Annotated in this window: 19 protein-coding genes and 2 pseudogenes; 10 read left to right on the top strand and 11 right to left on the bottom strand. The window is 71.5% G+C overall.

What is annotated here, in order from left to right:
- Positions 1 to 15 precede the first annotated feature (15 nt).
- Positions 16 to 285 carry a sulfurtransferase TusA family protein gene (locus tag ABGB18_RS37220; protein WP_347700364.1) on the bottom strand — a complete coding sequence of 90 codons (270 nt, stop codon included), beginning with the start codon at positions 283 to 285 and terminating at the stop codon, positions 16 to 18.
- Positions 286 to 338: 53 nt separating this feature from the next.
- Positions 339 to 1,157: a substrate-binding domain-containing protein gene (locus ABGB18_RS37215; RefSeq protein WP_347700363.1), complete on the bottom strand. Its 819-nt coding sequence runs from the start codon at positions 1,155 to 1,157 to the stop codon at positions 339 to 341.
- Here ABGB18_RS37215 and ABGB18_RS37210 point away from each other — a divergent pair.
- Entirely contained in the window at positions 1,144 to 1,491 is a 348-nt protein-coding gene (locus ABGB18_RS37210; RefSeq protein WP_347700362.1) for an extracellular solute-binding protein, read from the top strand. The two genes, ABGB18_RS37215 and ABGB18_RS37210, sit on opposite strands and share 14 nt — an antisense overlap.
- Positions 1,492 to 1,596: 105 nt before the next feature.
- Here ABGB18_RS37210 and ABGB18_RS37205 read toward each other — a convergent pair whose 3' ends face one another.
- A complete protein-coding gene (locus tag ABGB18_RS37205; RefSeq protein WP_347700361.1) occupies positions 1,597 to 3,210 on the bottom strand; it encodes a cellulase family glycosylhydrolase in 1,614 nt (537 codons plus the stop codon).
- A 75-nt stretch (positions 3,211 to 3,285) separates the two neighbouring features.
- Positions 3,286 to 3,978 carry a TetR family transcriptional regulator gene (locus ABGB18_RS37200; RefSeq protein ID WP_347700465.1) on the bottom strand — a complete coding sequence of 231 codons (693 nt, stop codon included), beginning with the start codon at positions 3,976 to 3,978 and terminating at the stop codon, positions 3,286 to 3,288.
- Between ABGB18_RS37200 and ABGB18_RS37195 the strand changes: the two are divergent.
- The 3 genes and pseudogenes from ABGB18_RS37195 to ABGB18_RS37185 form a co-directional block, all read left to right on the top strand.
- Positions 3,943 to 4,446 (top strand): annotated as a pseudogene (locus tag ABGB18_RS37195) (molybdopterin cofactor-binding domain-containing protein); the annotation flags it as partial. The gene ABGB18_RS37200 and the pseudogene ABGB18_RS37195 sit on opposite strands and share 36 nt — an antisense overlap.
- 100 nt (positions 4,447 to 4,546) lie before the next feature.
- Positions 4,547 to 4,678, top strand: coding sequence for a hypothetical protein (locus ABGB18_RS37190; RefSeq protein WP_347700360.1), 132 nt, complete (start codon positions 4,547 to 4,549; stop codon positions 4,676 to 4,678).
- A 39-nt stretch (positions 4,679 to 4,717) separates the two neighbouring features.
- Positions 4,718 to 5,176, top strand: coding sequence for a nuclear transport factor 2 family protein (locus tag ABGB18_RS37185; RefSeq protein ID WP_347700359.1), 459 nt, complete (start codon positions 4,718 to 4,720; stop codon positions 5,174 to 5,176).
- Here the strand turns inward: ABGB18_RS37185 and ABGB18_RS37180 are convergent.
- Positions 5,169 to 6,461, bottom strand: a complete 1,293-nt coding sequence (locus tag ABGB18_RS37180) for an ArsB/NhaD family transporter (RefSeq protein ID WP_347700358.1) — start codon at positions 6,459 to 6,461, stop codon at positions 5,169 to 5,171. The two genes, ABGB18_RS37185 and ABGB18_RS37180, sit on opposite strands and share 8 nt — an antisense overlap.
- A 136-nt stretch (positions 6,462 to 6,597) precedes the next feature.
- Positions 6,598 to 7,077 (bottom strand): hypothetical protein, encoded by a 480-nt coding sequence (locus ABGB18_RS37175; RefSeq protein WP_347700357.1) that lies wholly within the window; start codon positions 7,075 to 7,077, stop codon positions 6,598 to 6,600.
- Positions 7,078 to 7,282: 205 nt separating this feature from the next.
- Between ABGB18_RS37175 and ABGB18_RS37170 the strand changes: the two genes are divergently transcribed.
- Entirely contained in the window at positions 7,283 to 8,485 is a 1,203-nt protein-coding gene (locus tag ABGB18_RS37170; protein ID WP_347700356.1) for a site-2 protease family protein, read from the top strand.
- Between the two features lie 41 nt (positions 8,486 to 8,526).
- Here the strand turns inward: ABGB18_RS37170 and ABGB18_RS37165 are convergent, their stop codons facing one another.
- Complete coding sequence (locus ABGB18_RS37165) at positions 8,527 to 9,813, bottom strand: PP2C family protein-serine/threonine phosphatase (RefSeq protein WP_347700355.1); 1,287 nt, start codon at positions 9,811 to 9,813, stop codon at positions 8,527 to 8,529.
- A gap of 345 nt (positions 9,814 to 10,158) precedes the next feature.
- On the opposite strand from ABGB18_RS37165, the gene ABGB18_RS37160 reads away from it, so the two are divergent.
- From ABGB18_RS37160 to ABGB18_RS37145, 4 genes are all read left to right on the top strand, one after another.
- The gene (locus ABGB18_RS37160; RefSeq protein ID WP_347700354.1) at positions 10,159 to 11,781 is read left to right on the top strand and encodes an amidase family protein; all 1,623 of its coding nucleotides are present in this window, start codon (positions 10,159 to 10,161) and stop codon (positions 11,779 to 11,781) included.
- A gap of 274 nt (positions 11,782 to 12,055) precedes the next feature.
- Positions 12,056 to 13,042, top strand: coding sequence for a hypothetical protein (locus ABGB18_RS37155; protein ID WP_347700353.1), 987 nt, complete (start codon positions 12,056 to 12,058; stop codon positions 13,040 to 13,042).
- Between the two features lie 27 nt (positions 13,043 to 13,069).
- Positions 13,070 to 17,383, top strand: coding sequence for a cation-translocating P-type ATPase (locus ABGB18_RS37150; protein WP_347700352.1), 4,314 nt, complete (start codon positions 13,070 to 13,072; stop codon positions 17,381 to 17,383).
- A 99-nt stretch (positions 17,384 to 17,482) separates the two neighbouring features.
- On the top strand, positions 17,483 to 17,608 hold the full coding sequence (locus tag ABGB18_RS37145) for a hypothetical protein (protein ID WP_347700351.1): 126 nt from the start codon (positions 17,483 to 17,485) through the stop codon (positions 17,606 to 17,608).
- Between the two features lie 105 nt (positions 17,609 to 17,713).
- Here ABGB18_RS37145 and ABGB18_RS37140 read toward each other — a convergent pair whose 3' ends face one another.
- The 4 genes from ABGB18_RS37140 to ABGB18_RS37125 form a co-directional block, all read right to left on the bottom strand.
- Positions 17,714 to 18,940, bottom strand: coding sequence for a DUF5685 family protein (locus tag ABGB18_RS37140; protein WP_347700350.1), 1,227 nt, complete (start codon positions 18,938 to 18,940; stop codon positions 17,714 to 17,716).
- A 281-nt stretch (positions 18,941 to 19,221) separates the two neighbouring features.
- Positions 19,222 to 20,721: an alpha/beta fold hydrolase gene (locus tag ABGB18_RS37135; protein ID WP_347700349.1), complete on the bottom strand. Its 1,500-nt coding sequence runs from the start codon at positions 20,719 to 20,721 to the stop codon at positions 19,222 to 19,224.
- 328 nt (positions 20,722 to 21,049) lie between these two features.
- Positions 21,050 to 22,048, bottom strand: coding sequence for an erythromycin esterase family protein (locus ABGB18_RS37130; protein ID WP_347700348.1), 999 nt, complete (start codon positions 22,046 to 22,048; stop codon positions 21,050 to 21,052).
- A 66-nt stretch (positions 22,049 to 22,114) separates the two neighbouring features.
- Positions 22,115 to 22,705: an NAD(P)H-dependent oxidoreductase gene (locus ABGB18_RS37125; protein ID WP_347700347.1), complete on the bottom strand. Its 591-nt coding sequence runs from the start codon at positions 22,703 to 22,705 to the stop codon at positions 22,115 to 22,117.
- Between the two features lie 100 nt (positions 22,706 to 22,805).
- Here ABGB18_RS37125 and ABGB18_RS37120 point away from each other — a divergent pair.
- Positions 22,806 to 22,928 (top strand): annotated as a pseudogene (locus ABGB18_RS37120) (MerR family DNA-binding transcriptional regulator); the annotation flags it as partial.
- Between the last annotated feature and the right edge of the window lie 129 nt (positions 22,929 to 23,057).

The raw sequence follows: 23,057 nt of genomic DNA, 5'->3' as shown, positions 1-23,057 counted from the left end.
TATGGTATTAACCAGTTAAGCCGAGTGCCAGGGCCTCGTCTCGTCCGTCTCCTTGGCGCCCTCGGCCACGCGCAGCGCGTACGTGGCCCGATCTGCCCCCGGCACCGGCCCGAGGTAGGTGTGCCCGGTCATGTGGCACCACGCGGGCAGGTCCACCGGCGCCGCGGGATCGGCGGCGATCAGGTGGATCACCGCCCCCGGCCCGGCGGCGCGTACGTGGCCGCGCAGCTCGATGAGCAACTGCACGCAGAGCTTGTCGCCGCCGTCGACCACCAGAACAGGCATGGATACAAGGAAACCACCTCCCCAGCCGGGCTCGTCCCGCGGGGAGGGGAGGGTCAGGAGATGCCCGGTGGTGAGGTGGAGTCGCGGATCACGAGCTGGCAGGGCATCTTGTGCACCCCGGGCGTCGCCTTGCCGTCGATGGCGGCGAACAGGTGCTGCGCGGCGGTCCTGCCGAGCAGCTCCAGGTTCATGTCCACGGTTGTGAGCGCCGGCCGGGTCTCCGTGGACAGGACCTCCCAGTTGTCGTAGCCGACCACCGCGATGTCGTCGGGCACGCGCCGCCCGCGCTCCCTGGCCGCCTCCACGAACCCGGCAGCGATCTGGTCGCTGCCACAGAACACCGCGTCGATCTCCGGCTCGGCCATCAGCAGCATCTCCGCCGCGTGCCGCCCCCACCGCTGCGACCACACACCCGACAGCGTCTGCCCGGCCTGCTCGAACCCCGCCGCCGCGAGCGCCTGGCGCAGCCCCTCCTCGCGGTCACGCGCCGCCTTGTAGTGCCCGGGGCCCGTGACGTGCGCGATCCTGCGGCGGCCCAGTGCCAGCAGGTGGTTGACGGCCATCGTCGCCGCGCCCACGTCGTCGGGCACGAACGACACGTCGTCCGGGTCCTCGGACGGGCCGTAGGCGTACACGACGGGGATGGGCAGGTCCTTGCTCACCGACGGGCGTGGATCGGTGTTCTCGCCCACCACGATCAGCCCGTCCACCCGGCGCGACAGCAGCGCTCGCAGGTGGTGCTGCTCCCTGATCGCGTCGCCGCGGGCGTCGCAGAGCAGCACGGCCATCTCGCCCGCGCCGAACGCGTCCTCCGCGCCGAGCAGCACCGGGATGCCGAACCTGCCGACGCTGTCGGAGGTGAGCAGCCCCACCGTCCGGGTCTGCCCCGAGATCAGCCCTCTGGCCAGGGCGTTCGGCTGGAAGGAGAGCTCCGCCGCGCAGGGCCTGTTCCTGGACGTCACCGACAAGATCGCGGCGCTGCCGTACAAGGACAGCCTCGCGCCGTCGCACATGAAGCTGGGCACGCTCGACGCCCGCCAGTACACCCTCCCGCACACGCTCGACCTGTCGGTCTGGTTCTGGAACAAGGACCTGTACGAGAAGGCCGGCCTGGACCCGGAGCGGGGGCCGAAGACGCTCAAGGAGTTCGCCGAGCAGGCCACCACGATCCAGTGCCTGAACCGTTGGCCCGCGTTGCGCTGTTAGCGCTCACAGCATCCCTCGGCCTGCTTGAGCCGTGAGCGGGCGGCGTTGAGGCAGAATGACCGCCCCCGGCGGTGGTGAATACGCTGGGGGCGGTCGGCGGGTGGGTCAGGAGGCGGTGCAGGTGTAGGAGCCCGTGGTGGCCGTGTTGCCGCTGGGGCGGCCGGCCTGGAAGCCGAAGCTGGTGGAGCCGCCCGGGCCGAGGTTGCCGTTGTAGGCCGCGTTGCGGACCGTGACGGTCTGCCCGCTGACGCTCACCTGGGCGTTCCACGAGCCGGTCACGGTGTGCCCGCTGGGGAGCGTGAAGGTGACCGTCCAGCCGGAGATGGCCGAGGTGCCGCTGTTGGTGACGGTGACGGGCTGGACGACGTAGCCGCCGCTCCACTGGGTCTGCACGGTGCCGGTGACCGTGCAGCCGCCGCCCCCGCTGCTCCCCGGAGTGGTGGTGAACGTGGTGGTGGGGGAGTTGCCGGACAGGTTGTTCGCGCCGTCGCGGGCCCGCACGTAGACCTGGTACTGGGTCGAAGGGCTCAGCCCGGTCAGCGTGACGGAGTTGGTCGTGCTCTGGCCGAGCAGCGTGTCGTTGGCGCCCTGCTCGCGGTAGACGTTGTAGCCGGCCAGGCCGGACCCGCCGGAGTCGGTGGAGGCCGGCCAGGTCAGCCGGGCGCCGCTGGAGGTCACGTCGGAGGCCGACGGGGTGCCGGGAGTGGTGGGCGCGGTGGTGTCGTCGCCCCCGCCGCCGCCGAAGAAGGTGGCCTCGCGCGAGGTCGTGCTGATGCCGTTCGCGCCGTTGAAGATGCGCTGCCCCCAGGAGGTCAGGCTGGCGGGGTTGAAGTTGGTCACCATGTCGAGGTATTCGACGCCGCCGCCGTTGCCGCTCCACGACCAGCCGATGTAGCCGAGGCCGCGCGACTGGGCCTGCGCCATGATCGTGTCCTCGTCGGGGTTGCCGTCGGAGTGGTTGTGCCCGAACTCGCCGACGATCAGCGGCAGCCCGGCCGTCTGGAACGCGTTGAGGTAGGCGGTGATCTCGGCGGCCGTGTCGAAGACGCCGTACATGTGGATCGAGAAGACCGTGTTGCGCTGCGGGTCGGAGTTGAACACCGCCTGGGCGTTGTCACGCATGGTGAACTGCCAGTCCTGGCCCCAGTTGGGCGCGTCCACGATCAGCATGTGCTGGAAGCCGATGGTGCGCATCCGGCTGATCGCGCTCGTGGTGGCGCTGGTCCACTGCGCGGCGTTGTTGTTGCCGACGGGCTCGTTGCCGATGTTGATGATGATGAAGTCCTCGGTGCCGGTGAGCGCGCTCCTGACGCTGTTCCAGTAGGTGACCGCCTGGTCGAGCGTGTACGCGCCGCTCTGCTCGCCGTACCCCGTGGTGTCGTGGTTTTCGAGCACGCATATTAACCGGTTCGTTCTACAGAGCGAGACGACGTTGGCCACGTCCGAGGCGCTGTTGGCGGGCCATCTGCCGCCGCTGAGCACCACCCGCACCGTGTTGGCGCGCAGCGCCTTGATGGCGGCGAAGGAGCTGGTCTGGGTGGGGAACCAGGTGTGCGCGTGGCTCACGCCGCGCATGACGAACGCGTTTCCGTTGGCTTCCATGATCCTGGTGCCGTTGACCCGGAGCCCGACCGCGGCGTGCGCGGGAGCCGGGACGATGAGCATCGAGACGAGGAGCGACAGGAACGCCGCCGCCACGAGCCCGAGTCGCTTTCGCATGGGGTCGCCCTTCCTCGGTGGTTAACCGGTTATGTACACCGGATGGGGCGTCCCTGTACAGCGCGGGTGAAAGTTTCAGGGCCGGAGCGCGGGCAGGCCGGCGGCCACCGCGCTGAGCATGCGGATGAGGGTGGGCATCATCTCGGGGCAGGCCGCGGCGATGTCGGGGTCCTGGGCGTAGAGCTCGGCCATGGTCGGCGAGGGATGGGCGACGGGGTAGAGCATGCCGGCCAGGCCGGTCGCCGCCGAGACGAGCTCCATCCCCTCGCTCTCCGTCAGGTCCGTGACGTGCGAGACCAGTGCGCCCACGTCGGCGATCACGCCCAGGATGGCGTGCTTGAGCATGCGGGCCGCCGGGACCGACACGTTGTGTTCGAGGCTGGTCGTGGTGTGGCTCATCAGGTCGCAGAGCAGCGGCCGGGCGGTCAGCGTCTCGGCCAGGGCCGCCACCACCTCGTCCGACCCGGCGCAGTCAGGCAGCCGGTCGCTGACGACCTCTCCCCACTCCCGCCACTCGTCGCCGGCCAGGATGAGGTAGATCTCCTCGCGGGTGCCGAAATAGCGCATGATGTTGGACTTCGCCAGGCCCACTGCCTCCGCGACGGCACCCAGGCTGACGTTGCGCACGCCGGAGGCAACAGCGAGTTCGCGAGCGGCGGTGAGAATCGCCTCGCGCCGCTGCTGCTTGTGCTCCGGCCGCCTGGCCCGGCTGCGGCGCCTACAACGGCATCCATGCCGCCGGGGCCCGGCGCGGGCGGCTCGGGGCAGACGGCGAGCGCCGCGGCGGCCCTGCTGGCGGCCTCGGACAAGCTGAAGCGGTCCGTGCTCGCCCTGGCCCGGCGCGCGCCCGGCTCGCCGCTGCGCGGGCGCCGGCTGGACCGGCTGGAAGCCCGCGACGGAGGGCTGTACGAGGGATCCGCCGGGGAGACGTACGCGGCGATCCTGACCCGGGCGGGCCGCGACCACCTGGAGGTCGAGGCGGGGCCCGGCATGCTCGGGTTCGCCGCCAAGATGCTGCGCGACCGCCGCAACTGGGTGAAGGCGGCCACCGGGGCGCAGTTCTGCGAGGTGCGGGTGGACCGGGACACCGGCGAGGTACGGGTGTCGCGCTGGGCAGGCGTGTTCGACGTGGGCACGGTGATCAACGCGAAGACGGTCGCGGCGCAGTTGCGCGGCGGCATCGTGATGGGCCTCGGCCTGGCCCTGTCGGAGGAGACGCTGGTCGACCACCGCACCGGCCGGGTCGTGAACTCCAGCCTGGCCGAGTATCACGTCCCCGTGCACGCCGACGTCCCCCCGCATCGACGTGCACTGGCTCGGCGATCCCGATCCGACCATGCCACTCGGGCTGCTCGGGGTGGGCGAGGTGGGCATCACGGGCGTCGGGGCGGCCGTGGCCAACGCCGTACGGCACGCCACGGGCCGGCGGGTCCTGGACCTCCCCATCACGCTGGACAAACTTTTCTAGGGTGCCCAGGAGAGCGATTTCCCGCCGATGGAGGCAACCATGTCACGCCCGCCCGTCCCGCCGTTCACCGAGGAGACCGCCCGGATCAAGGTCCAGGCCGCCGAGGACGCCTGGAACACATGCGATCCGGACCGGGTCGCGTCGGCGTACACGGAGGACTCGGTCTGGCGCAACCGTGGTGAGTTCCTCACCGGACGCGACGAGATCAGGGCGTTCCTGCGCCGCAAGTGGGACAGGGAGCTGCAATACGCCCTGCGCAAGGAGCTGTGGGGGGTGCTGGGCAACCGCATCGCGGTGCGTTTCCAGTACGAATGCCACGACGCCACCGGGCAGTGGTGGCGCAGCTACGGCAACGAGCAGTGGGAGTTCGACGAGTCCGGGCTGATGAGGCGCAGGGAGGCGAGCATCAACGACGTGCCCGTCGCGGAGTCCGAGCGGCGCATCTTCGGCCCGCGCGCCGACCACGAGCAGGGGGTGGACGTGCTGCCCCTCAGATGAGGTAACGCAGCCACAGGTACGGCGTCGAGATCGCCACGGTCACGAGCGTGACGACCAGCCCGTACCTGGTGAACTGCCAGAAGCTGATCGGGGTGCCGTTGCGGGCGGCGATGCCGATGACCACGACGTTGGCCGCCGCTCCCACGGCCGTGGCGTTGCCGCCCAGGTCGGCCCCGATGGCCAGGGCCCACCAGTAGACCTGGGCGTGCTCGTGGCCGCCGCTCGCCTGGACGAGGTCGGCGACGATGGGGCTCATGGTGGCGACGTACGGGATGTTGTCCACCACGGCGGAGAGCAGCGTCGAGCCCCACAGCAGCACCATCGTGGTCAGGGCGAGCCGCCCCTGGGTGGCCTCGGCCACGGCGTGCGAGATCCGGTCGATGACCCCGGTCTCCACCAGCCCTCCGACCATGACGAACAGGCCCGCGAAGAACACCAGGGTCGGCCACTCCACCTCGGCGATGGCCTCCTCGGCCGTCACCTTGGTGACCGCCACCAGCGTGCCGGCGCCGAGCAGCGCCACGACCGAGGGCTCGTAGTGCAGCACGGGGTGCAGCACGAAGGCCACGATCACCAGGGCCAGCACGGCGAGCGACTGCCGCAGCAGGCGGCGGTCGGCGATGGCCGCGCGCTCGTTCAGCGTCATGATCGCGGCGGCCCGCTCGGGGTCGTACCGGAACGATTTCCGGAACAACCACCGGCAGAGCCCCACGAACACCACCACCAGCACCACGATCAGCGGCGCCATGTGCACCAGGAAGTCGTTGAAGGTCAGGCCGGCGCGGCTGGCGATGATGATGTTCGGCGGGTCGCCGACCAGGGTGGAGGCGCCGCCGATGTTGGAGGCCAGCGCCTCGGCGATCAGGTAGGGAGCCACCGGCAGGGCCAGCCGCTCGCACACGAGGAACGTGACGGGCGCGATCAGCAGCACGGTGGTCACGTTGTCCAGCAGCGCGGAGGCGGAGGCGGTGATCACGATGAGCAGCGCCATCAGCCGGAACGGCCGCCCCCGGGCCCGTTTCGCCGCCCAGATGGCCAGGTATTCGAAGATCCCGGTCTGCTTCAGCACCCCGACGATGACCATCATGCCGAGCAGCAGGAAGATCACGTTCCAGTCGATCCCGGAGCGCTCGTCGAAGAACGCGGACCCCGCGCCGGTGGCGTGGACCAGCAGCATGATCGCCGCCCCGCCGAGCGCGGCCGCCACCCGGTGCACCTTCTCGGTGGCGATCAGCGTGTACGCGAACAGGAAGACCGCCACCGCCAACCACGCCGTCACGGTCACGCGACCACTCGCCCTGCACAGGGGTGGAAGGCGGGGGGGTCGAGGAGCATGGGCGGGACCTCCGGGCGCGGCGACGGAACCGCCGACCAGACTTCCCGGCACACCTCTCAATAAAGTATCAAGACCCGCAAATCACTCAAGAGGTCCGAATCCACCGGGGGTCGCTGTAGTTCTTCCTGATCCCCTCGGCGGGCACGAAATCGGGTGCCGAGCAGAGCACGATCTGTCCCCGCACCTCCAGATAACGGATCATGCCCGCCGCCACCGACAGCACGGTCTCCATCCCGCCGCTCCTCGGCAGGTGCCTCTCCAGCAGCGCCACCACCTCGGCCAGCCCGAACTCGTCGGGCAGCAGCGCCGCCGTCCTCCGGACGAACTCCTCGGTCACCCGCGTCTGCACCGTGACGCTCCTGGCCGCCGCGTCCCCCGAGCCGCCGCAGGCCCCGCAGTCACCGGTGACGTCCCGGCCGGTGGCGGCCTGTCCCGAGCCCAGGCACGCGGCGCACAGGCCGGACTGGGCGGCGTGCCGGACGGCCCCGGCCCGGCCGTCGAGGGGCAGGCCACAGGCGCAGTCGAAGGAATCGGCAGAGTGGGCGGTGATGACGTGCTCGGCCATGGGAAGCCCTGCGCTCTCGTCTGCGGTGGGTGCGAAGCAGCATAGTGCGCGCCGGCAGGGGTGGCCCGGGGATCGGGGGAAGTGATGACGCAGCTCAAGGGCATAATCCCCGCGTTGGGGAATGGTCCGGTCAATCCGGCTGGGGCGGGTGACCTGCGGCCCGGTGGGGGTAGGGGGCGGGCATCGATCGAGCGTGGGAGGCGAGATGCGCTCATCCATCTCTTTGGGCCGCATCGCGGGAGTCCAGGTCGGACTCAACATCAGCGTGGTGGTCATCGTCGCGATCCTGGTGTTCGGGCTGGCCTTCGGCCGGTTCCCGCTGGTCTTCCCCGGCCGGTCCTGGGCCGTCTACCTGCTGGCGGGGATAGTGGCGGCCGTGCTGTTCATGGCGTCGCTGCTCGCGCACGAGCTGGCGCACGCGATCATGGCCCGGCGGGAGGGCGTCGGGGTGTCGCGGATCACGCTCTGGCTGCTGGGCGGGGTCGCGGAGTTGCAGAGCGAGCCGCGCTCGCCCGGCGCCGACTTCCGGATCGCCGTGGTGGGCCCGGCGACGAGCCTGGCGGCCGGGGTGGTGTTCGCCGTCGTGGCGTTGCTGACCTCGGCCACGCTCGGGCCAGGGCTGGTGGCCGGGATGTTCGCGTACCTGGCGGGGGTCAACGTGCTGCTCGCCGTCTTCAACCTGATCCCGGCCGCGCCCCTGGACGGCGGGCGGGTGCTGCGGGCGGCCCTGTGGGCGCGCTGGGGCGACCGTGTCCGCGCCGCCATCACCGCCGCGCGCGCCGGGCGCGGCTTCGGCTACGGGCTCATCGCCCTGGGATTCCTGCAGGTGGTCACGGGTCGCAGCTTCGACGGGCTGTGGCTGGCCCTGATCGGCCTCTTCCTGGTGAACGCCGCCAGCGCCGAGGAGCAGCAGACCCGGCTCGGCAGCGCCCTGCAGGGCGTCCGGGTCGGCGAGGTGATGTCGCGGCACCCCGTGGTCGCGCACCCGGACGAGACCGTGGCGGAGCTCGTCGATCGGGTGGTGATGCCGCGGCGGCTGTCCACCTACCCGCTGGTCGGCGACGACGGCTCCTTCGCCGGGCTGGTGACGCTCAACCGCGTGCGCCACGTGGACCCCGCCGTACGTGACGTCACCCGGGTGCGGGACATCGCCTGCCCGCCCGCCGAGGTGCCGCAGGCGCGGCCCGACGAGTTGCTGATCGAGCTGCTGGCCAGGATGAGGGGCAGCCCCGACGGCCGAGCCGTGGTGCTCGACCCCGAGGGGCGGCTGATCGGCCTGCTCACGCCCACCGACATCAGCCGCGCGGTGCAGACGGCCGACCTGCACGGCCACGCGTCGGGACTGCGCGGCGCGGACCTCGCCCCGCCGTACCGGGAGGGCCCGGGCCACCATCGCGACGCGGCCTGAGCCGGGCGTCACAGGGTGAGCCGCCGCACCGGGAGCAGCCGTCAAAGGGTGAGCCGCTGCTCCCGGAGGCTGCGCCACTCCACCAGCAGCACGCTGGCGTCGTCCTGGAGCCGGCCGCGCTGGTGCTTCAGGATCGTCTGGATCAGCCGGCGCAACGTCTCGGGGGCGGCCAGGCCGTCGGTCTCGTGCCGGATGATGAAGTCGATGAACCGTTCCAGCCCGAACACCTCCCCGTCGGGGCTCTGCGCCTCGATGATTCCGTCGGTGTAGAACAGCACCCGGTCACCCGGCTGCAACTGGTAGCCGAGCAACCCGGTGGACGGGCTCAGCCGGAAACCCATCGGCGGGTCGGGCTCGCTGCTCAGGGTGGCCACCCAGCGGCCGGCACGCAGCACCAGCGGGGGGTGGTGGCCCCGGTTGACCCAGCTCAGCCAGCCGGTACGCAGATTGAGACCGGCCAGCACGCCGGTGGCGAACTGGCCGACGAACTGCTCGGCGATGGCCGCGTCGATGGCCTCCCCGGTCGCGGGCAGGTCGGCTCCCTGGCGCCGGTGGTTGCGGCACGCGCTCACGGCGATGGTGGCGGTCAGCGCGGCCGAGGTGTCGTGGCCCATGGCATCGAAGATCGCCAGGTGCAGCATGTCCCCGTCGATGGCGTAGTCGAAGATGTCCCCGCCCACCTCGTACGCGGGTTCCAGCGCGGCACTGACCACCACGTCGTCGTTGGCGCACGTGCCGGGCGGCAGCAGCGTCATCAGCACCTCGGCGGACAGGGTCATCGGGCGGGTGCGGACCACCCGGGCGTAGGAGTCGCTCTGCGGGCGCTTGCTCATCACCAGCACCGCGATCAGCGAGGCCAGTTTCGTGGCCCGCCACTCGGCGAGCTCCTCGCCCTCGGTCACCGTCACCCCGAGCACGCCGACCCGCTCGGCGCCGTCCAGCAGCGGCACCCACCACCGCTGTGCCTCGCCCTCCCCGGGTTCCGGGCTGTCGTCCGCGGAACCGGAGGTGACCCTGGAGCGCACGACCTCCACGCCGCGGAAGGCCCGGCCGGCGAGCGTGGTGTCGATCCGGAGCGGCTGGAGCGGCCCGCCGTCCGCGTCCCACTGCCCCGGCAGCGGCACCAGGAGCTGCTGCTGCAGGTCAGTCACGTAGACCACCGGGTCGGCGAACCCGGCCTGGCTGACGTGCTCCGTGATGACACCTGGCAGGTGCTCCAGCACGGTCAGGTGGTTGGCGCGCAGCAGGCCGCCCAGCATCAGCTCGCCCTCGCTCCGCATCGGCAGGCCCTTCTCGACGATCGTCCTCTTGCGGGGGCTCCTACCCAAATCCGGGTGATCGGCCGCTTTCATGGTGATCTGCAAAGACCGTCATGGGTATGTCGGGCATCTCTCCTCAGCGTGAAGGCCTGCTCATCAGCCTCCACCCGATCGTGCCGCGCGTCGAACGACAGCACCGGCTGATCGAGGAGCTCAGGGCCACCGCGCCCTGTCGACGCCCGGCCGGTGCGGCGTACGCGGAGCTGCCCTTGGGTGTCGGGGCCGGAAGGTGATAGTAACCGGTCGGAAACCTCGGCATAACTTACGCGTTGCACCCTTCCTGCGTGATCATCGTGTGTCACTCGTGCCGATGTGGCCGAGATGGGACACCTCGGAAGGACATGCATGCACCCCATGGACCGTTCTCGTGTCTTATCCGTACCGCGCCGTGCCACCGTGGGCCTCGTGGGCCTGGCGGCGCTCGCCACGGCGGCCGCCCTGGGCGTGGTCGCGCCGGTCGCGCCGGACCGGGCCGCGGCCGACCGGGCCGGATCCCGCATCGACCTCGAAACCGCCACCGTCGAGCAGCTCCAGGAGGCCATGAGTGCCCGGAAGCTCACTTCCGAGGAGCTCACCAACGACTACATCGAGCGCATCCGCGCGCTCAACTCCGACGGGCCCGGCCTCAACGCCGTGCGCGTGCTCAACGACAGCGCGGTGGAGGAGGCCAGGCAGGCCGACCGGGACCGCAGGAGAGGCAAGGTACGCGGCCCGCTGCACGGCATCCCCGTGCTGGTCAAGGACAACATCGACGTACGGCGGCTGCCCACCACGGCGGGCGCGCTCGCGCTGGCCGACTCCCACCCCGCCGACGACGCCTTCCTCGTCAAGCGGTTGCGCGCGGCCGGCGCGGTCATCATCGGCAAGACCAACCTGACCGAGTTCGCGAACTTCACCACCAACGGCATGCCCTCCGGCTACAGCGGTCTCGGCGGGCAGGTGCTGAACCCGTACGACGTCAGCCAGACCCCGAGCGGCTCCAGCTCGGGCTCGGGCGCGGCGGCGGCCGCCGGGCTGGCGACGGTGACCGTCGGCACCGAGACCTCGGGCTCGATCCTCAGCCCGTCCGTGGCCAACTCCCTCGTCGGCGTGAAGCCGACCGTCGGCCTGGTCAGCAGGACGGGCGTGGTGCCGATCGCGGCCTCGCAGGACACCGCCGGCCCGATGACCCGCTCGGTGTACGACGCCGCCGCGCTGCTGACCGCGTTGACCGGCATCGATCCGGAGGACCCCGCGACGGAGACGAGCAAGGATGTCGCCGGCACCGACTACACGGCGGCGCTGTCGAAGGAGGCGCTCAAGGGCGTGCGTGTCGGTGTCGCCAGCAGCCCGACCGGTAACCAGGCGATCGCCTTCAACCGGGCCCTCGACGTGCTGCGCGCCCAGGGCGCCACGGTCGTCCCTGTGACCGTGAACACCGGCGGCCTGCCGCCGGGCATCCTCAACTACGAGTTCAAGCGCGACCTGAACGCCTACCTCGCCCGTCTGCCCCGCAACGCTCCCATGAAGACCCTGGACGACGTGGTCCGGTACAACCTCGCCCACGCCGCCGAGGGCACGATCAAGTTCGGCCAGACCCTGCTGGAGACCTCGAACGCGATCGACGTCGACGACCCGGCCACCAAGGCGGCCTACGAGGCCGACCGTGACAACGGCATCGCCGGCGCCCGCCAGCGCATCGACTCGGTGCTGGCGGCCGAGGACCTCGACGCGATCCTGTTCACCGGCAGCGGCTCGGCCGGGATCGGCGCGCGGGCCCAGTACCCGTCCGTCGCCGTGCCGATCGGCTACGACCCGGCCAACGGGCGGCCGTTCGGCATGAGCTTCCTCGGCACCGCCTACACCGAGGCCAAGCTCCTCTCCTTCGCCTACGCCTACGAGCAGGCGGCGCAGGAGTGGCGCCCGCCGTCGGTGGTCAACCCCTCCCTGTTCCGGTGCGTGCGGCCGGGCAAGTGGCAGCGGAGCTGCGCGCCCTGACCGCCGCCCGCCGCGCCGCCCCCGGCGAGGACGGCGCGGCGGGCCGCCCACGGTTGGCCCGCACACGAGGACCTGTCTCTCAACGCCGTCATGGAGGGGATGGACGGCGGGGCGGTTGCGGGGCCGGGAATCCTGGTTCCGGGGCGGAGATGAGGCGAGCCCGAAGAAACAGGTATAGGGAAGGCAAAATCGCCAAATACTTACTGTCCGGAATAACGGGACGAGTGATGGAAATGGGTGACACCAAGGATTTCCTCGTACAGAGGGAGGGATCATGGCCGTCACCCAGCCGCGCGGACGCACCGCTGCGTCCGACGGTAAGGTGCCCAAGCGGTTCACGCTGGACCTGCCGATGCTCAAGATCGAGCTGCGCCGGCCCGACATGCGAATGCCGCGCATTGAGATGCCGAACGTTTCGATGCCCCGGGTTCCGATGCCGCGGGTTAAAATGCCGCGAGTTCAAATGCCGCATGTCGAGATGCCGCATGTCAGCAGGCAGGAGGTCGGCCACTACGTCGACGTCGCGCGCACGTTCCTGCCGCCGCCCGAGCGGATCGCGTACTACGGGGCGCTCGGCGCGCTGGCGGTTCTCGGGGTCGTCGAGTGGCCGGTCGCTGCCGCCATCGGCGCGGGCACGGTCATCGCGCAGCGGCGCCGGCGCCAGGAACAGCTAGCCGGCAGGGCACGCGCGACCGCCGCCGCTCCGGCCGCCAAGGAGGTCGAGCCGGGCAAGCCGGCCACTCCCGCGCGGCGCAGGGCCACGACGCCCGGCACCACCGCCCGGCGCAGGACCGCCGCGACCGGCGGCACCACCGGCGCCCGCAAGGCCGCCGGGACGACGACCCGCGCCAAGGCTGCCGGGACCACGACCCGCGCCAAGGCTGCCGGGACGACCACTCGTACCAAGGCCACCGGGGCCACGACCCGCGCGAAGGGTGCCGCGACGACGGCCCGCGCGAAGGCCGCCGACACCGCGAGCCGCGCGAAGGGCGCCGCGACCACGACGCGTGAGAAGGCCGCCGGGACCGCGAAGCGCGCCGCCACGACGACCCGCAGCAGGACCTCCGGCACCACCAGCCGGACCAGCGCGGCCACGAGCGGCAGCCGCAAGACCACCGCGACGTCCCGCGCCACCACCGGCAAGGCCACCACGGCGGCTCGCGCCGCAGAGGGGCGCAAGGTCGCCACGACGTCCGCTGCCGGCAGCGGACGCAAGACCACCACGACCAGAACACGCAAGAGTCCCGCAGCACGCGGGTGAGCCAGGACGCCCTGGGCGGGAGGACAAATGGCGTTGCTCGGCTTGCTCGCCGTCGACACGCTCCACAACATGCTCCCCGAACCCGTGAGGAAGCTCCTCCCGAGCTCCCGGCGGGTTCATTCGTGCCCCGGCGGGGTCCGCATCCAGTTGCGGAACCTCGGCGGGCCACGTACCGAGAGGGCTGCCCGCGCGCTGGAGGAGCGGCTGCGGGCGCTCGGAGCGGTGCGCGCCGAGGTGAACGGGGCGCTCGGCTGCGTGTTCGTGGCCCGCGAGGAGGGCCCTGAGGAACAGGTGGGGCTGGACGACCTTCTGGCCGTCGTGGAGGAGCTCGACGTGGGCCCAGGCCAGGAGCCGGGGCGGGCGCGCACGCTGGACGGCGTCGAACAGCACGCTCGCGCCGCCGCCGGCCTCGGCCTGCACCTCGCCGGTGCCGTGATGGCCGCGGTCGGCACGGTGACCCGTGTCCCGAAGCTGCCCCCGGCGGTGCCCAACGTTCTCGCGCTGGTCGAGCACACCCCGCGCATCCGCAGGGAGCTGGAGGAGCGTCTCGGCCGGCCGGTCGTGGAGGCGATGGTGGCGACCGGCAGGATCGTCACGAACACGCTGGCCATGCGGCCCATGTCGCTGGTGGTGGACTCCGTCGCCGCGACCAGCCGCTACATCGACACGCGTGCCGGGCGCCGGGCATGGGATCGGCGCGAGGTCGAGTTCGCGGCCGAGGCGGGCGCGTACCGCCACGTCAGGACCGCCGTGCCGACGCGCCCGGCCCCGCTGCCGCGCGGGCCCGTGGAGCGGTACGCCGACGCGGCCAGCGCGGCCGCGGTGGCCGCCGACGGCCTGGCCACGATCGTCAGCCGCAGCCACCAGCGGGGCCTGTCCGTCCTGGTCTCGGGCGTCCCCAAGGCCGCGAACCTCGGCAGGGAGGCCTACACCAGCGCCGCCACCCGCTATCTGGCCGGGCACGGCACGATCGTGTTCAACCGCACCGCCCTGTGCCACATGGACCGCATCGACACCATCGTGCTGGACGCCCCGGTGCTCACCACGGGCAGGTGGACGATCGACGGTGTGCTGCCGCTCGCCCCCGACCTGGACGCGGACGAGCTGCACGCCCGGCTGTACGCGCTCGTCGACCTCACCGACCCGGCTGCCCGGCGCAAAAGGGACGGCTGGCGCGTGGCGCCGCACGCGGACGTGCCCGAGCAGTGGAGCGAGCAGGGGATCCGGGCGGTCGCGGTGGAGCGCGACGGGACCCTGGTCGCCCTGGTCGGCCTGGCCCGCGAGCTGGACCCGCTCGCGGAGGCCCTGGTCGCGGCGGCGAAACGGACGTGCCGGGTGGTGCTGGCCGGTGGGGAGATCGGCGTGGCCCGGCGGCTGGGCACGGATAGGGTCGAGGGCGGCCCCCGGCTGGTCTCCTCGGTTCGCGCGCTGCAGGCCGAGGGACACGGCGTGGCCCTGGTGTCACGGCGCGGGCGGCGCGGGCTGTGCCAGGCCGACCTCGGCATCGGCGTGCTCGACGGGGCAGGGCGGGTCCCCTGGGACGCCGACGTGATCGCCGAGCTCGACGGCGTGCACCTGCTGCTGCGGTATCTGGCCGCGGCCAGGAGGACGAGTGTGCGGGGTGTGTTCGTGGCGGCCGCCGGCGCGGTGGCCGGGACCACGGTGGCGTTCCTCGGCCCGGCACCGACCGCGGTCCGGCGCGCCCAGTTGGTGCGCGACGGGACGACGCTGGCCGCCCTCGTGGCCGGGGAGTGGGCGGGCCGGAAAGTGGGGCGGGAGGCACCGCCGGTACGCGCCGACCACACGCCCTGGCACGCGATGGCGGCCCAGGACGTGCTGGACAGGCTCCGTACCAGCCGGGCCGGGTTGACCGAGGAGGAGGCCGAACGCCGCAGGACGGCCGCCCCCCGCCGGGCCGACGGCAGGCCGCAGTCCCTGATCGGCGCGTCCGTGCACGAGCTCGCCAACCCGCTGACGCCTGTCCTGGCGAGCGGGGCGGGCCTGTCGGCCGCGTTCGGCTCGGTGCTGGACGCCGTGCTGATCGGCGGCGTGATCGTGGTGGACGCCGTGCTCGGCGGCGCCCAGCGGCGCGGCGCGAGCCGGGCGCTGCACCGCCTCACCGAGACCACCGCCGTCAAGGTACGGCTGCGCCGCCCCTGCGGCCCCGTGCCCGGCCTGGCCGACTACCTGGTCGTGGGGGACGTGATCGAGCTGCGGGCCGGCGACGCCGTACCGGCCGACGGGCGGCTGATCCAGGCGGCCGGGCTGGAGATCGACGAGTCCACGCTGACCGGCGAGTCGCAGCTCGTGCCCAAGACCGCCAGGCCGACCGCGGCGCCCGCCATCGCCGACCGCGCCTCGATGGTGTATGAGGGGACGACCGTCGCGGCCGGGCACGGGCTCGCCGTGGTGGTGGCCACGGGAGAGTCGACCGAGGCGGGCAGGACCGCCAGGCTGGCCCGGCAGGAGCCGCCGCCGAGCGGGGTGGAGTTGCGGCTGCGCGCGCTGAGCCGGAAGATCCTGCCGGCCGCGCTGGGCTCCGGCCTGGTCCTGATGGCCGTCGAGCTGTTCCGCGGCTCGCCGCTGTCGCAGGCGCTCGCCCCGGCGGTGAGCATGACGGTGGCGGCGGTCCCCGAAGGGCTGCCGTTCGTCGCCACGGTGGCCGAGCTGGCCTCGGCGAAGCGGCTGTCGGTGCACAACACGCTGGTGCGCAACCCGTCCACGATCGAGGCCCTGGGCCGGGTGGACGTGCTCTGCTTCGACAAGACGGGGACCCTCACGGAAGGCCGCATCAGCCTGGGCCGGGTCTCGGACGGCCGGGTCGAGCAGGCGGTGGAGGAGGCCACGCCCGAGATGCGGATGATCGTGGCCGCGGCGTTGCGGGCGGGGCCCCGGTTCGAGGGCGGGCGCGCCATCCCGCACCCCACGGACCGGGCGATCGTACGCGGCGCCGAGAAGCTCGACATCACGCCGGGGGACGGTCTGCGGAACTGGCAACGGGTGGACGAGCTGCCCTTCGAACCGGCCCGCGGCTACCACGCCGTGCTCGGCCGGTGCGAGTCCGGGCAGTTGCTGAGCGTCAAGGGCGCCCCCGAGATCGTGCTCACCTGCTCCACGAGCGTCCAGCGGGACGGGCGGACCATCCCGATGGACGACCGGATCAGGCAGGAACTGGAGCAGGAGGTGGAGCGGCTCGCCCTGCAGGGCTATCGCGTGCTGGCCGTCGCCGAACGGCCCGCGTCCAGCCGCGCCGACCTCGACGAGTCGCGCATCGAAAGCCTGTGCTTCCGCGGGTTCATCGGCCTGGCGGATCCGGTGCGCCCGACGGCCAAGCGCAGCGTGGAGCAGCTCATGCGGGCCGGCGTCCGGGTCGTGATGATCACCGGCGACCATCCCAGCACGGCGGAGGCCATCGCGGCGGAGATCGGCGCCCTGAACGGCATGCGCGTGATGACCGGACCCGAGCTGGAGCTGCTCGACGACGACGCGCTGGTCGAGGCGCTGGCGAAGGTGGCGGTGTTCGCCCGGGTGACGCCCGAGCACAAGGCGCGGATCGTCACCGGCCTGCGCAGGACGGGCGCGGTCGTGGCCGTCACCGGCGACGGCGCCAACGACGTGCCCGCGATCCGGCTGGCCGACGTGGGCGTGGCCATCGGCTCGCACGCCGCCCCCGCCACCCGCGCCGCCGCCGACATCGTGGTGGTGGACGACCGGATCGAGACGATCATCGACGCGATCGTCGAGGGCCGGGGCATGTGGGCCTCCGTCCGCGACGCGCTCGGCATCCTGCTCGGCGGCAACGTCGGGGAGATCGCCTTCACGCTCGGATCCAGCCTCCTCACCGGCCGCAGCGCACTGAACGCCCGCCAGTTGCTGCTGGTCAACCTGCTCACCGACATGCTGCCGGCGATGGCGGTGGCCATCCGGCCGCCCAGCGCCGCCAGCCCCGAGCGGCTGCTCTCCGAGGGGCCGGAGGCCTCGCTGGGCGCCGCTCTGACCCGCGACATCTACCTGCGCGCCGTCACCACGGCCGCCGCGGCGACGGCGGCGTGGCTGATGGCGCGGGTGACCGGCACCCGCGGCCGGGCGGACACCGTCGGGCTCATCGGGCTGGTGGCGGCCCAGTTGATCCAGACGCTGGCGCTGGGCGGGCGGGACAGGCTGGTGATGCTGGCCGCGCTGTCGTCCCTGGGCGTGCTGGGCGTGATCGTCTCGGTGCCCGGCCTCAGCCAGCTCTTCGGCTGCCGCCCGGTCGGCCCGATCGGGTGGGGGATCGGCCTGGGAAGTGCCGGCGCCGCGGTCCTGCTGGCGAGCAAGATCGAGCAGTCTGATGCGGACTAGTCATCAACTGTTCACCATTTCGACATATTGATCATGACCATATATACACCTTTATGCCCGATTATGCCTCTAAGTGTAGTTTCACGAAGAGGTAGAGAGTTGACTGAGTTCCTGGCCTCGTTGCTGGCAAAGGCCGCGCTCATCCTCCTCGAAGCGCTGATCACGCGCTTCGTGCAGAGCCTGGCCGCGTACATCCTCCGGCCCGCCGGACTTCGCCTGGCCTGATCAGGGCAGATTCTCCGGGCCGTCGGTGCTGTGTCGTCGGCCCGTGTCGGGCTGCCGTCTTCCGGGGTGGTGCCCTGGTGCGGGGAGGGTGTGGTTCCGCGGCGGTCAGCCGCAACCGCAGTCACAGCCGCAGTCGCAGCCCTCGCAGCAGCCGCTGCCTTCCGCGTCCGAACAGCAGGAACAGCAGGAGCAGCAGTCGCCGCAGCCCTCGCAGCCGGAGCAGTCGCAGCGCTGGCAGAGCGAGCTCTCGTGGTCCTCGTCCCATGGGGGACGGTAGAGGCCGCATGTGCAGCAGGTCAGCGCGGTGCACATCAGCGACAGCAGACCGCCGGGATCCGGCTTCGGCGGCCGCCCCGCCGGTGGCGGCGCGCCGGGATCGACCGGCCGGTGCCCGGGTGGGTGACCGGTGCCTGGATCGGCGGGCTGGTGCCCGGGTGGGTAGCCGGTGCCGGGTGTTCCGGCGGTGGCGAAGGCGCGGGAGACGGCCCTGCCGGTCTCCCGTAGCAGCAGGGCGCGCGTCAGCGCGGGGCGCGCCAGGTCCAGCCCGTCCACGGCGGCGCGCAGGTCGGCGTGCGCGGCGTCGCAGTGACGGCGCGCTTCGCCCAGGTCGGTGCCGGTGGCGACGAGCGGGTTGTACGCCCCCGACGCCCGGTCCGCGGCCAGGTCCTCCACCGCGTCGATCAGGTGCGCCAGCCTGCCGAACCCGCGCCCGGCCGCCTCCAGGGCCGCCCGGTTGTGCGGCTTGCCCGCCAGCACCGCGGTGTGCGCGAACGCGGCGGCCACGGCGTCCTCGGTGGGCCCGGTCAGCTCCCGTAACCCCGGCGCCGCCGCGCTTCCCGCCGGTGCCCGGGCCGAGGAGCGCTCCAGCACGGCCTGGCGGCCGGCCGCCGCCGCCAGCGGGGTGGGGTCGAAGCCCAGTGCCCCGGCCGTGGCGGTGCCGGCCGAGGACCAGCGGTTCGCCAGGCGGGTGGCGCCGGCGGCCACCGGGCGGCGGGCGTACGCGCCGTCCCCGTCCGCCACGTGGTCGCGTACCTTGCCGGCCGCCAGGAGCAGCGACACCGACGCCGCCAGCCGTACCCCCGCGGCCTCCACCACGTCGGCCCCCTTGAAGCCGCGCAGCGCGCACGCGCCCGCCCGCCGGCGCGGTGCGGACGCGGGCGACTGGGCCTCGGTGAGGACGGACACGAGCAGGCCGTCGTAGTTGGTCACCAGGCGGGAGAGGTGTCCGTGCTCGTCGCGTAGTGCCAGGCAGAGCCCGCACAGGTGGCTCATCCAGTCCGCGTAGAGCCCCTTGCACATGACGTGCCGACACGGGCGGACAATGCCGAACATAAATCCCCTCATGTGGATATCGCTTGGGCAACCGTAGCAATATCACTTCGGCCTGCCCGCCGTTCCGCCGCGAACACACCGAGCCGCGGGCCACGCGGGTGGCCGGGGAATGGTGGCCATCGATCACCATGAGCTTGCGACGCGATGCCTGGCGGTCGCGTGCCCAAGCCATCAGGCGACCAACGGCCACCCGCACCTCGGGGATCTCAGGGCCGGGTCGAGCAGCGCGATCAGCGCTCCCCGGCCTGTCGCCTGAGAACCCCCGAGGGCGGGGGTTACCGCTACTCGGCCTCCGGTTCGACAGCCGGGCACCGGAAGTCCTTCGGCGGCGCGGTCAGCGAGATCAGGTAGTCGTCCATCGCCGCCGTGGTGCACTCGGTCATGCCGTAGACGCCGTGACCCCAGCCCTCGTAGGTGAGCAGCACGGCCTTGGACCCGAGCTGGCGGGCCACGTTGGCCGACCACGCGTATGGCGTGTCGGGGTCGTGCAGGGAATTGGCCACCAGCAGCGGAGCGCTGCCCGTGTACCGCAGGCGGTGCTGCGGGTTGTTGGTGGGGTGGTGCTGGCAGATGGGCATGTCTCCCATCGGCATCGGGTTGTAGCGCATGTCCGGGGCCTGACGGTTGGAGCTACGCATCACCTCGGCGTACTCCGCGTAGTTCCGCAGCGACAGGTTGAAGTCCTCGCAGAGGATCGCGGTCGGCAGCTCGGCGGTGTCCCCGTCCACGGGCCCGTTGCCGGGAGGGCCCGGCATGTCATCCGGCACCGGCCCGCCGTCCAGGGCGAGGAGCACCTTGGCCTCCTGCTCCCAGTCGGGCGCCTCATTGAGCACCACGCCCAGCCAGAGGAGGTTGTGGGCGCTCACCGGGCGGTCGGTGTCGCCCGGCCAGTACAGCTCGCCGCGGTCCGCCTTCTTCAGCAGTCCCTTCCACAGCGCCCGGACGTCTCGCCCGTGCAGGACGCAGTCGGTGTCCCGGTCGCACCAGGCGACGAACTCGTCGAAGCTGTCCTGGACGGTGGCCGCCTCGGTCACCTGGAACGCCTTGACGTTCAGGCTGTGGTCCATGTTGCTGTCCAGCACCATGGCTCGGACCCGGTTCGGGAAGAGCTCGGCGTACATCTGCTGGGCGAGCGTGCCGTAGGAGACGCCGTACGAGGTCAGCTTGTCCTCGCCGAGCGCGGCGCGAATGGCGTCCATGTCGCGCGCCACGTTGGCCGAGTCGATGTGGTCGTACAGGGGGCCGGTGCGTTTGCGGCAGTCCGCGTGCAGCTCTTTGTCGAAGGCGACCCACTTGTCGTAGTCGGCCTGGCTGGTCATGACCGGGTACGGCATCTTGTTGTACACCGAAGCCGAGCAGGTCACCGAGCCACTGCGGGCGACGCCCCGGGGGTCGTAGCCGACGATGTCGAACCGCCGCTGGACGTTCTTACTGAAGCCGGAGGGGCGAAGGATGTCGTCCACGCCGGAGTTGCCGGGTCCGCCCGGGTTGCTCAGCAGGGATCCGATCCGCGCGGAGGGGTCGGTGGCCTTGCGCCGGGCGAGGGCCAGGTCGACGGTGGGGCCGTTCGGCTTGGACCAGTCGATGGGGACGGCCAGTGTGCCGCACTCGACGGTGGAGTCCTCCTCGCACGGTCCCCAGACTATGACTCCGCGCTTTCCCGCGATTTTCGTGGCTGTCCCGCCGGGGGCCGCCGTGCTGGCCGACGCGGTCGTCGAGGCGGGTAAGAGGATCGCCATCGTCACGAAGACGGTGGCGAGCTTGGAGAAGCTGCTCCGCACATTGCTCCAATCGTCGATCGGCAGACCTGGCCGCCCAAATGGCACACGACGGGCCTCGACCAGGCTGTATCTGCCAGTCGCACTGAGCAGGGCCAGTGGCTCGTCGAGTGTCTATCCCCCGAGATCGTCGAGCCGGTCCTGTGCCGCGGCGGCCGACGGCAAGGCCGTTTATTCCTGCCGCTTTTGATCTTTTGACCTTGAATGTAACAGGATGCCAGCCCGACGTTGACATCAGGCCCGCGTTACACATTGCTGCGACAATCCGCCCTCGACGAGTTGCTGCCGGCCTGCGCCGCACGAGGGATCTCGATCCTTGCGGCTTCCATTTTCAACTCCGGCGTCCTTGCCACGCCACGCCCCGGACCCGATGCGCGATTCGACTACGGTCCCGGCTGATGAGGCGGACGGGTGTCACCTGCCGGTGGTGGGCGACGATGTCCATCCAGTCGGCGAGCGAACCGCCGGATAGGTGGTGGGCGGCGTCGTCACCGGGGTCATAGACGGGGCCGATCAGCCGGGTTCTGGCCGGACTGTTGAGCCAGGCGCGAACCGGGGCCGGACTCTGCGCGCGCAGGTCCAGGAAGAAGGAGTCCAGGCCGGCATCGCCCAGAGGGGCCTCGGCGAAGTCGGGCGGCGGGGCGGGGACTGGGTAGGGCAGCGACCCGCGGTGGAAGGTCAGTCCGATGCACAGGTAGCCGCTGCCGAAGCGTTCGCGTAGGTAGCTGCCCGCGTTGCGGTGCGTGAGCGATGGGAGGACCGTCCGGGTGGCTCCGTTGACCATGTGTGCGAGGCCGCCCCAGTAGACGATCTTGTCGCCGGTGTGTTCGTGCCACCAGATCGTGTCCTCGGCCAGGCGTTGTTCGATGGCGTCGCCGACCATCTCTGGCAGATTGCTGAGTCGTAGGGGCGCCCGGTCGGGCGCGTCGGCGAAGCGGACCGGGTCGTCCGGGTGCCGTTCGTTGTGGGCGCGCATCCATCGGATGACCTCGACGATCTCCTCGGTCCGCCAGAAGGACCGGGCGTCGGCCAGGAGCGTATGCGGGTCGCCTCGGCCGGTGTAGACGTACTCGTCGAGGTTCAGGCGTGCGGCGCTGTCGCCTTCCAGGGCGATCGAGCGGAACCCCATCTCCTCGACCAGGAATCTCAGCATCCGATGGGCGATGGCCGACAGTTCGTGGGCCTGGCGGGCCGATGAGGCGAGGGCGACGACCGTGGTATCACGCGTCAGGTCGCGCAGGGCGGCCAGATCGGTCAGCGGGGCGTGGGGGGCAAGGGTGGTGAGGGGATGAGCATGACGCCTGATCCACCGACGTACTGTCTCGGTCATTGCGGTCTCCGTGGAGTTCTTTGCTCGTCGTAGGCTGGCGGGCAGGCCGCGTTCCGTGCGTGAGGGTCAGGCGGCGTAAGGGCGGGCGGTCCTGCCCGCGCGCAATGTCCGGGCCCACCAGGCGAGCCGGTCAAGCATGATGGTGGCTGCTCTCGTGCAGCCCTCCGGGCTGGACGGGTCGCCCTTGTCATCGAACTGGCCGGCGCCGTGAAAGCTGACGGTGTCCCGGATCCCCACCGCGTGTAGTTCGGCGAAGACCAGACGCAGGTGCTCCACCGCCCGCAGCCCGCCGGACAGGCCACCGTAGGAGACGAAGCCAACCGGTTTGGCCTGCCACTGCTGGTGATGCCAATCGATGACGTTCTTCAGCGACGCGGGGAAGCTGTGGTTGTACTCCGGCGTCACGACGACGAACACGTCGGCGGCGTCCAACCGCGGTGTCAGGCTTTCAAGAGCCTGTGCCGCCTCAGGGGGCGGCGCCGACCCGAAATCCGGCAGCGTCATGGGGAGTGGGACCTCCGCCAGGTCGACGACATCGACGTCGAACTCTCCATGCCGGCGGGCCTGACGAGCGAACCAGTTCGCGACGGTCGGGCCGGATCGGCCCGACCGGACGCTGCCGACGATGACGACGAGCCTGATCGGCTGCTCGGGCATGACAGGGCTCCTCGGGGTTGTTGGGGAGTGCGGCGCTCGTCGCGCCGTGTGAACAGGCTCGTGCTTAAACAAAGGTTTAAGTCAAGCTAGGGTGAGCGATATGTCAGATTCAGGCGAGGTTGCCCAGGAGTTGACCATCGGGGAGTTGTCCGGGCGCAGCGGCGTCCCTGCCTCCGCGCTGCGCTTCTACGAGCGCCAAGGACTCATTAGCAGCCATCGCACCGACCCTTCCGCGTCAGAGTCAATGAACCAGTCCCGGTCCGAAACACCCATCAACCGCGGGTAGTTTGATCACTCCGTGGAAGAGGTTGGAGCAGGTGGCAGGACCACAGCAGGACCCCAAGCAGTCCCC

The organism is Nonomuraea sp. B12E4 (assembly GCF_039871825.1).
Classification (GTDB): Bacteria; Actinomycetota; Actinomycetes; order Streptosporangiales; family Streptosporangiaceae; genus Nonomuraea.
This window is presented reverse-complemented; position numbering and strand designations above follow the sequence as displayed.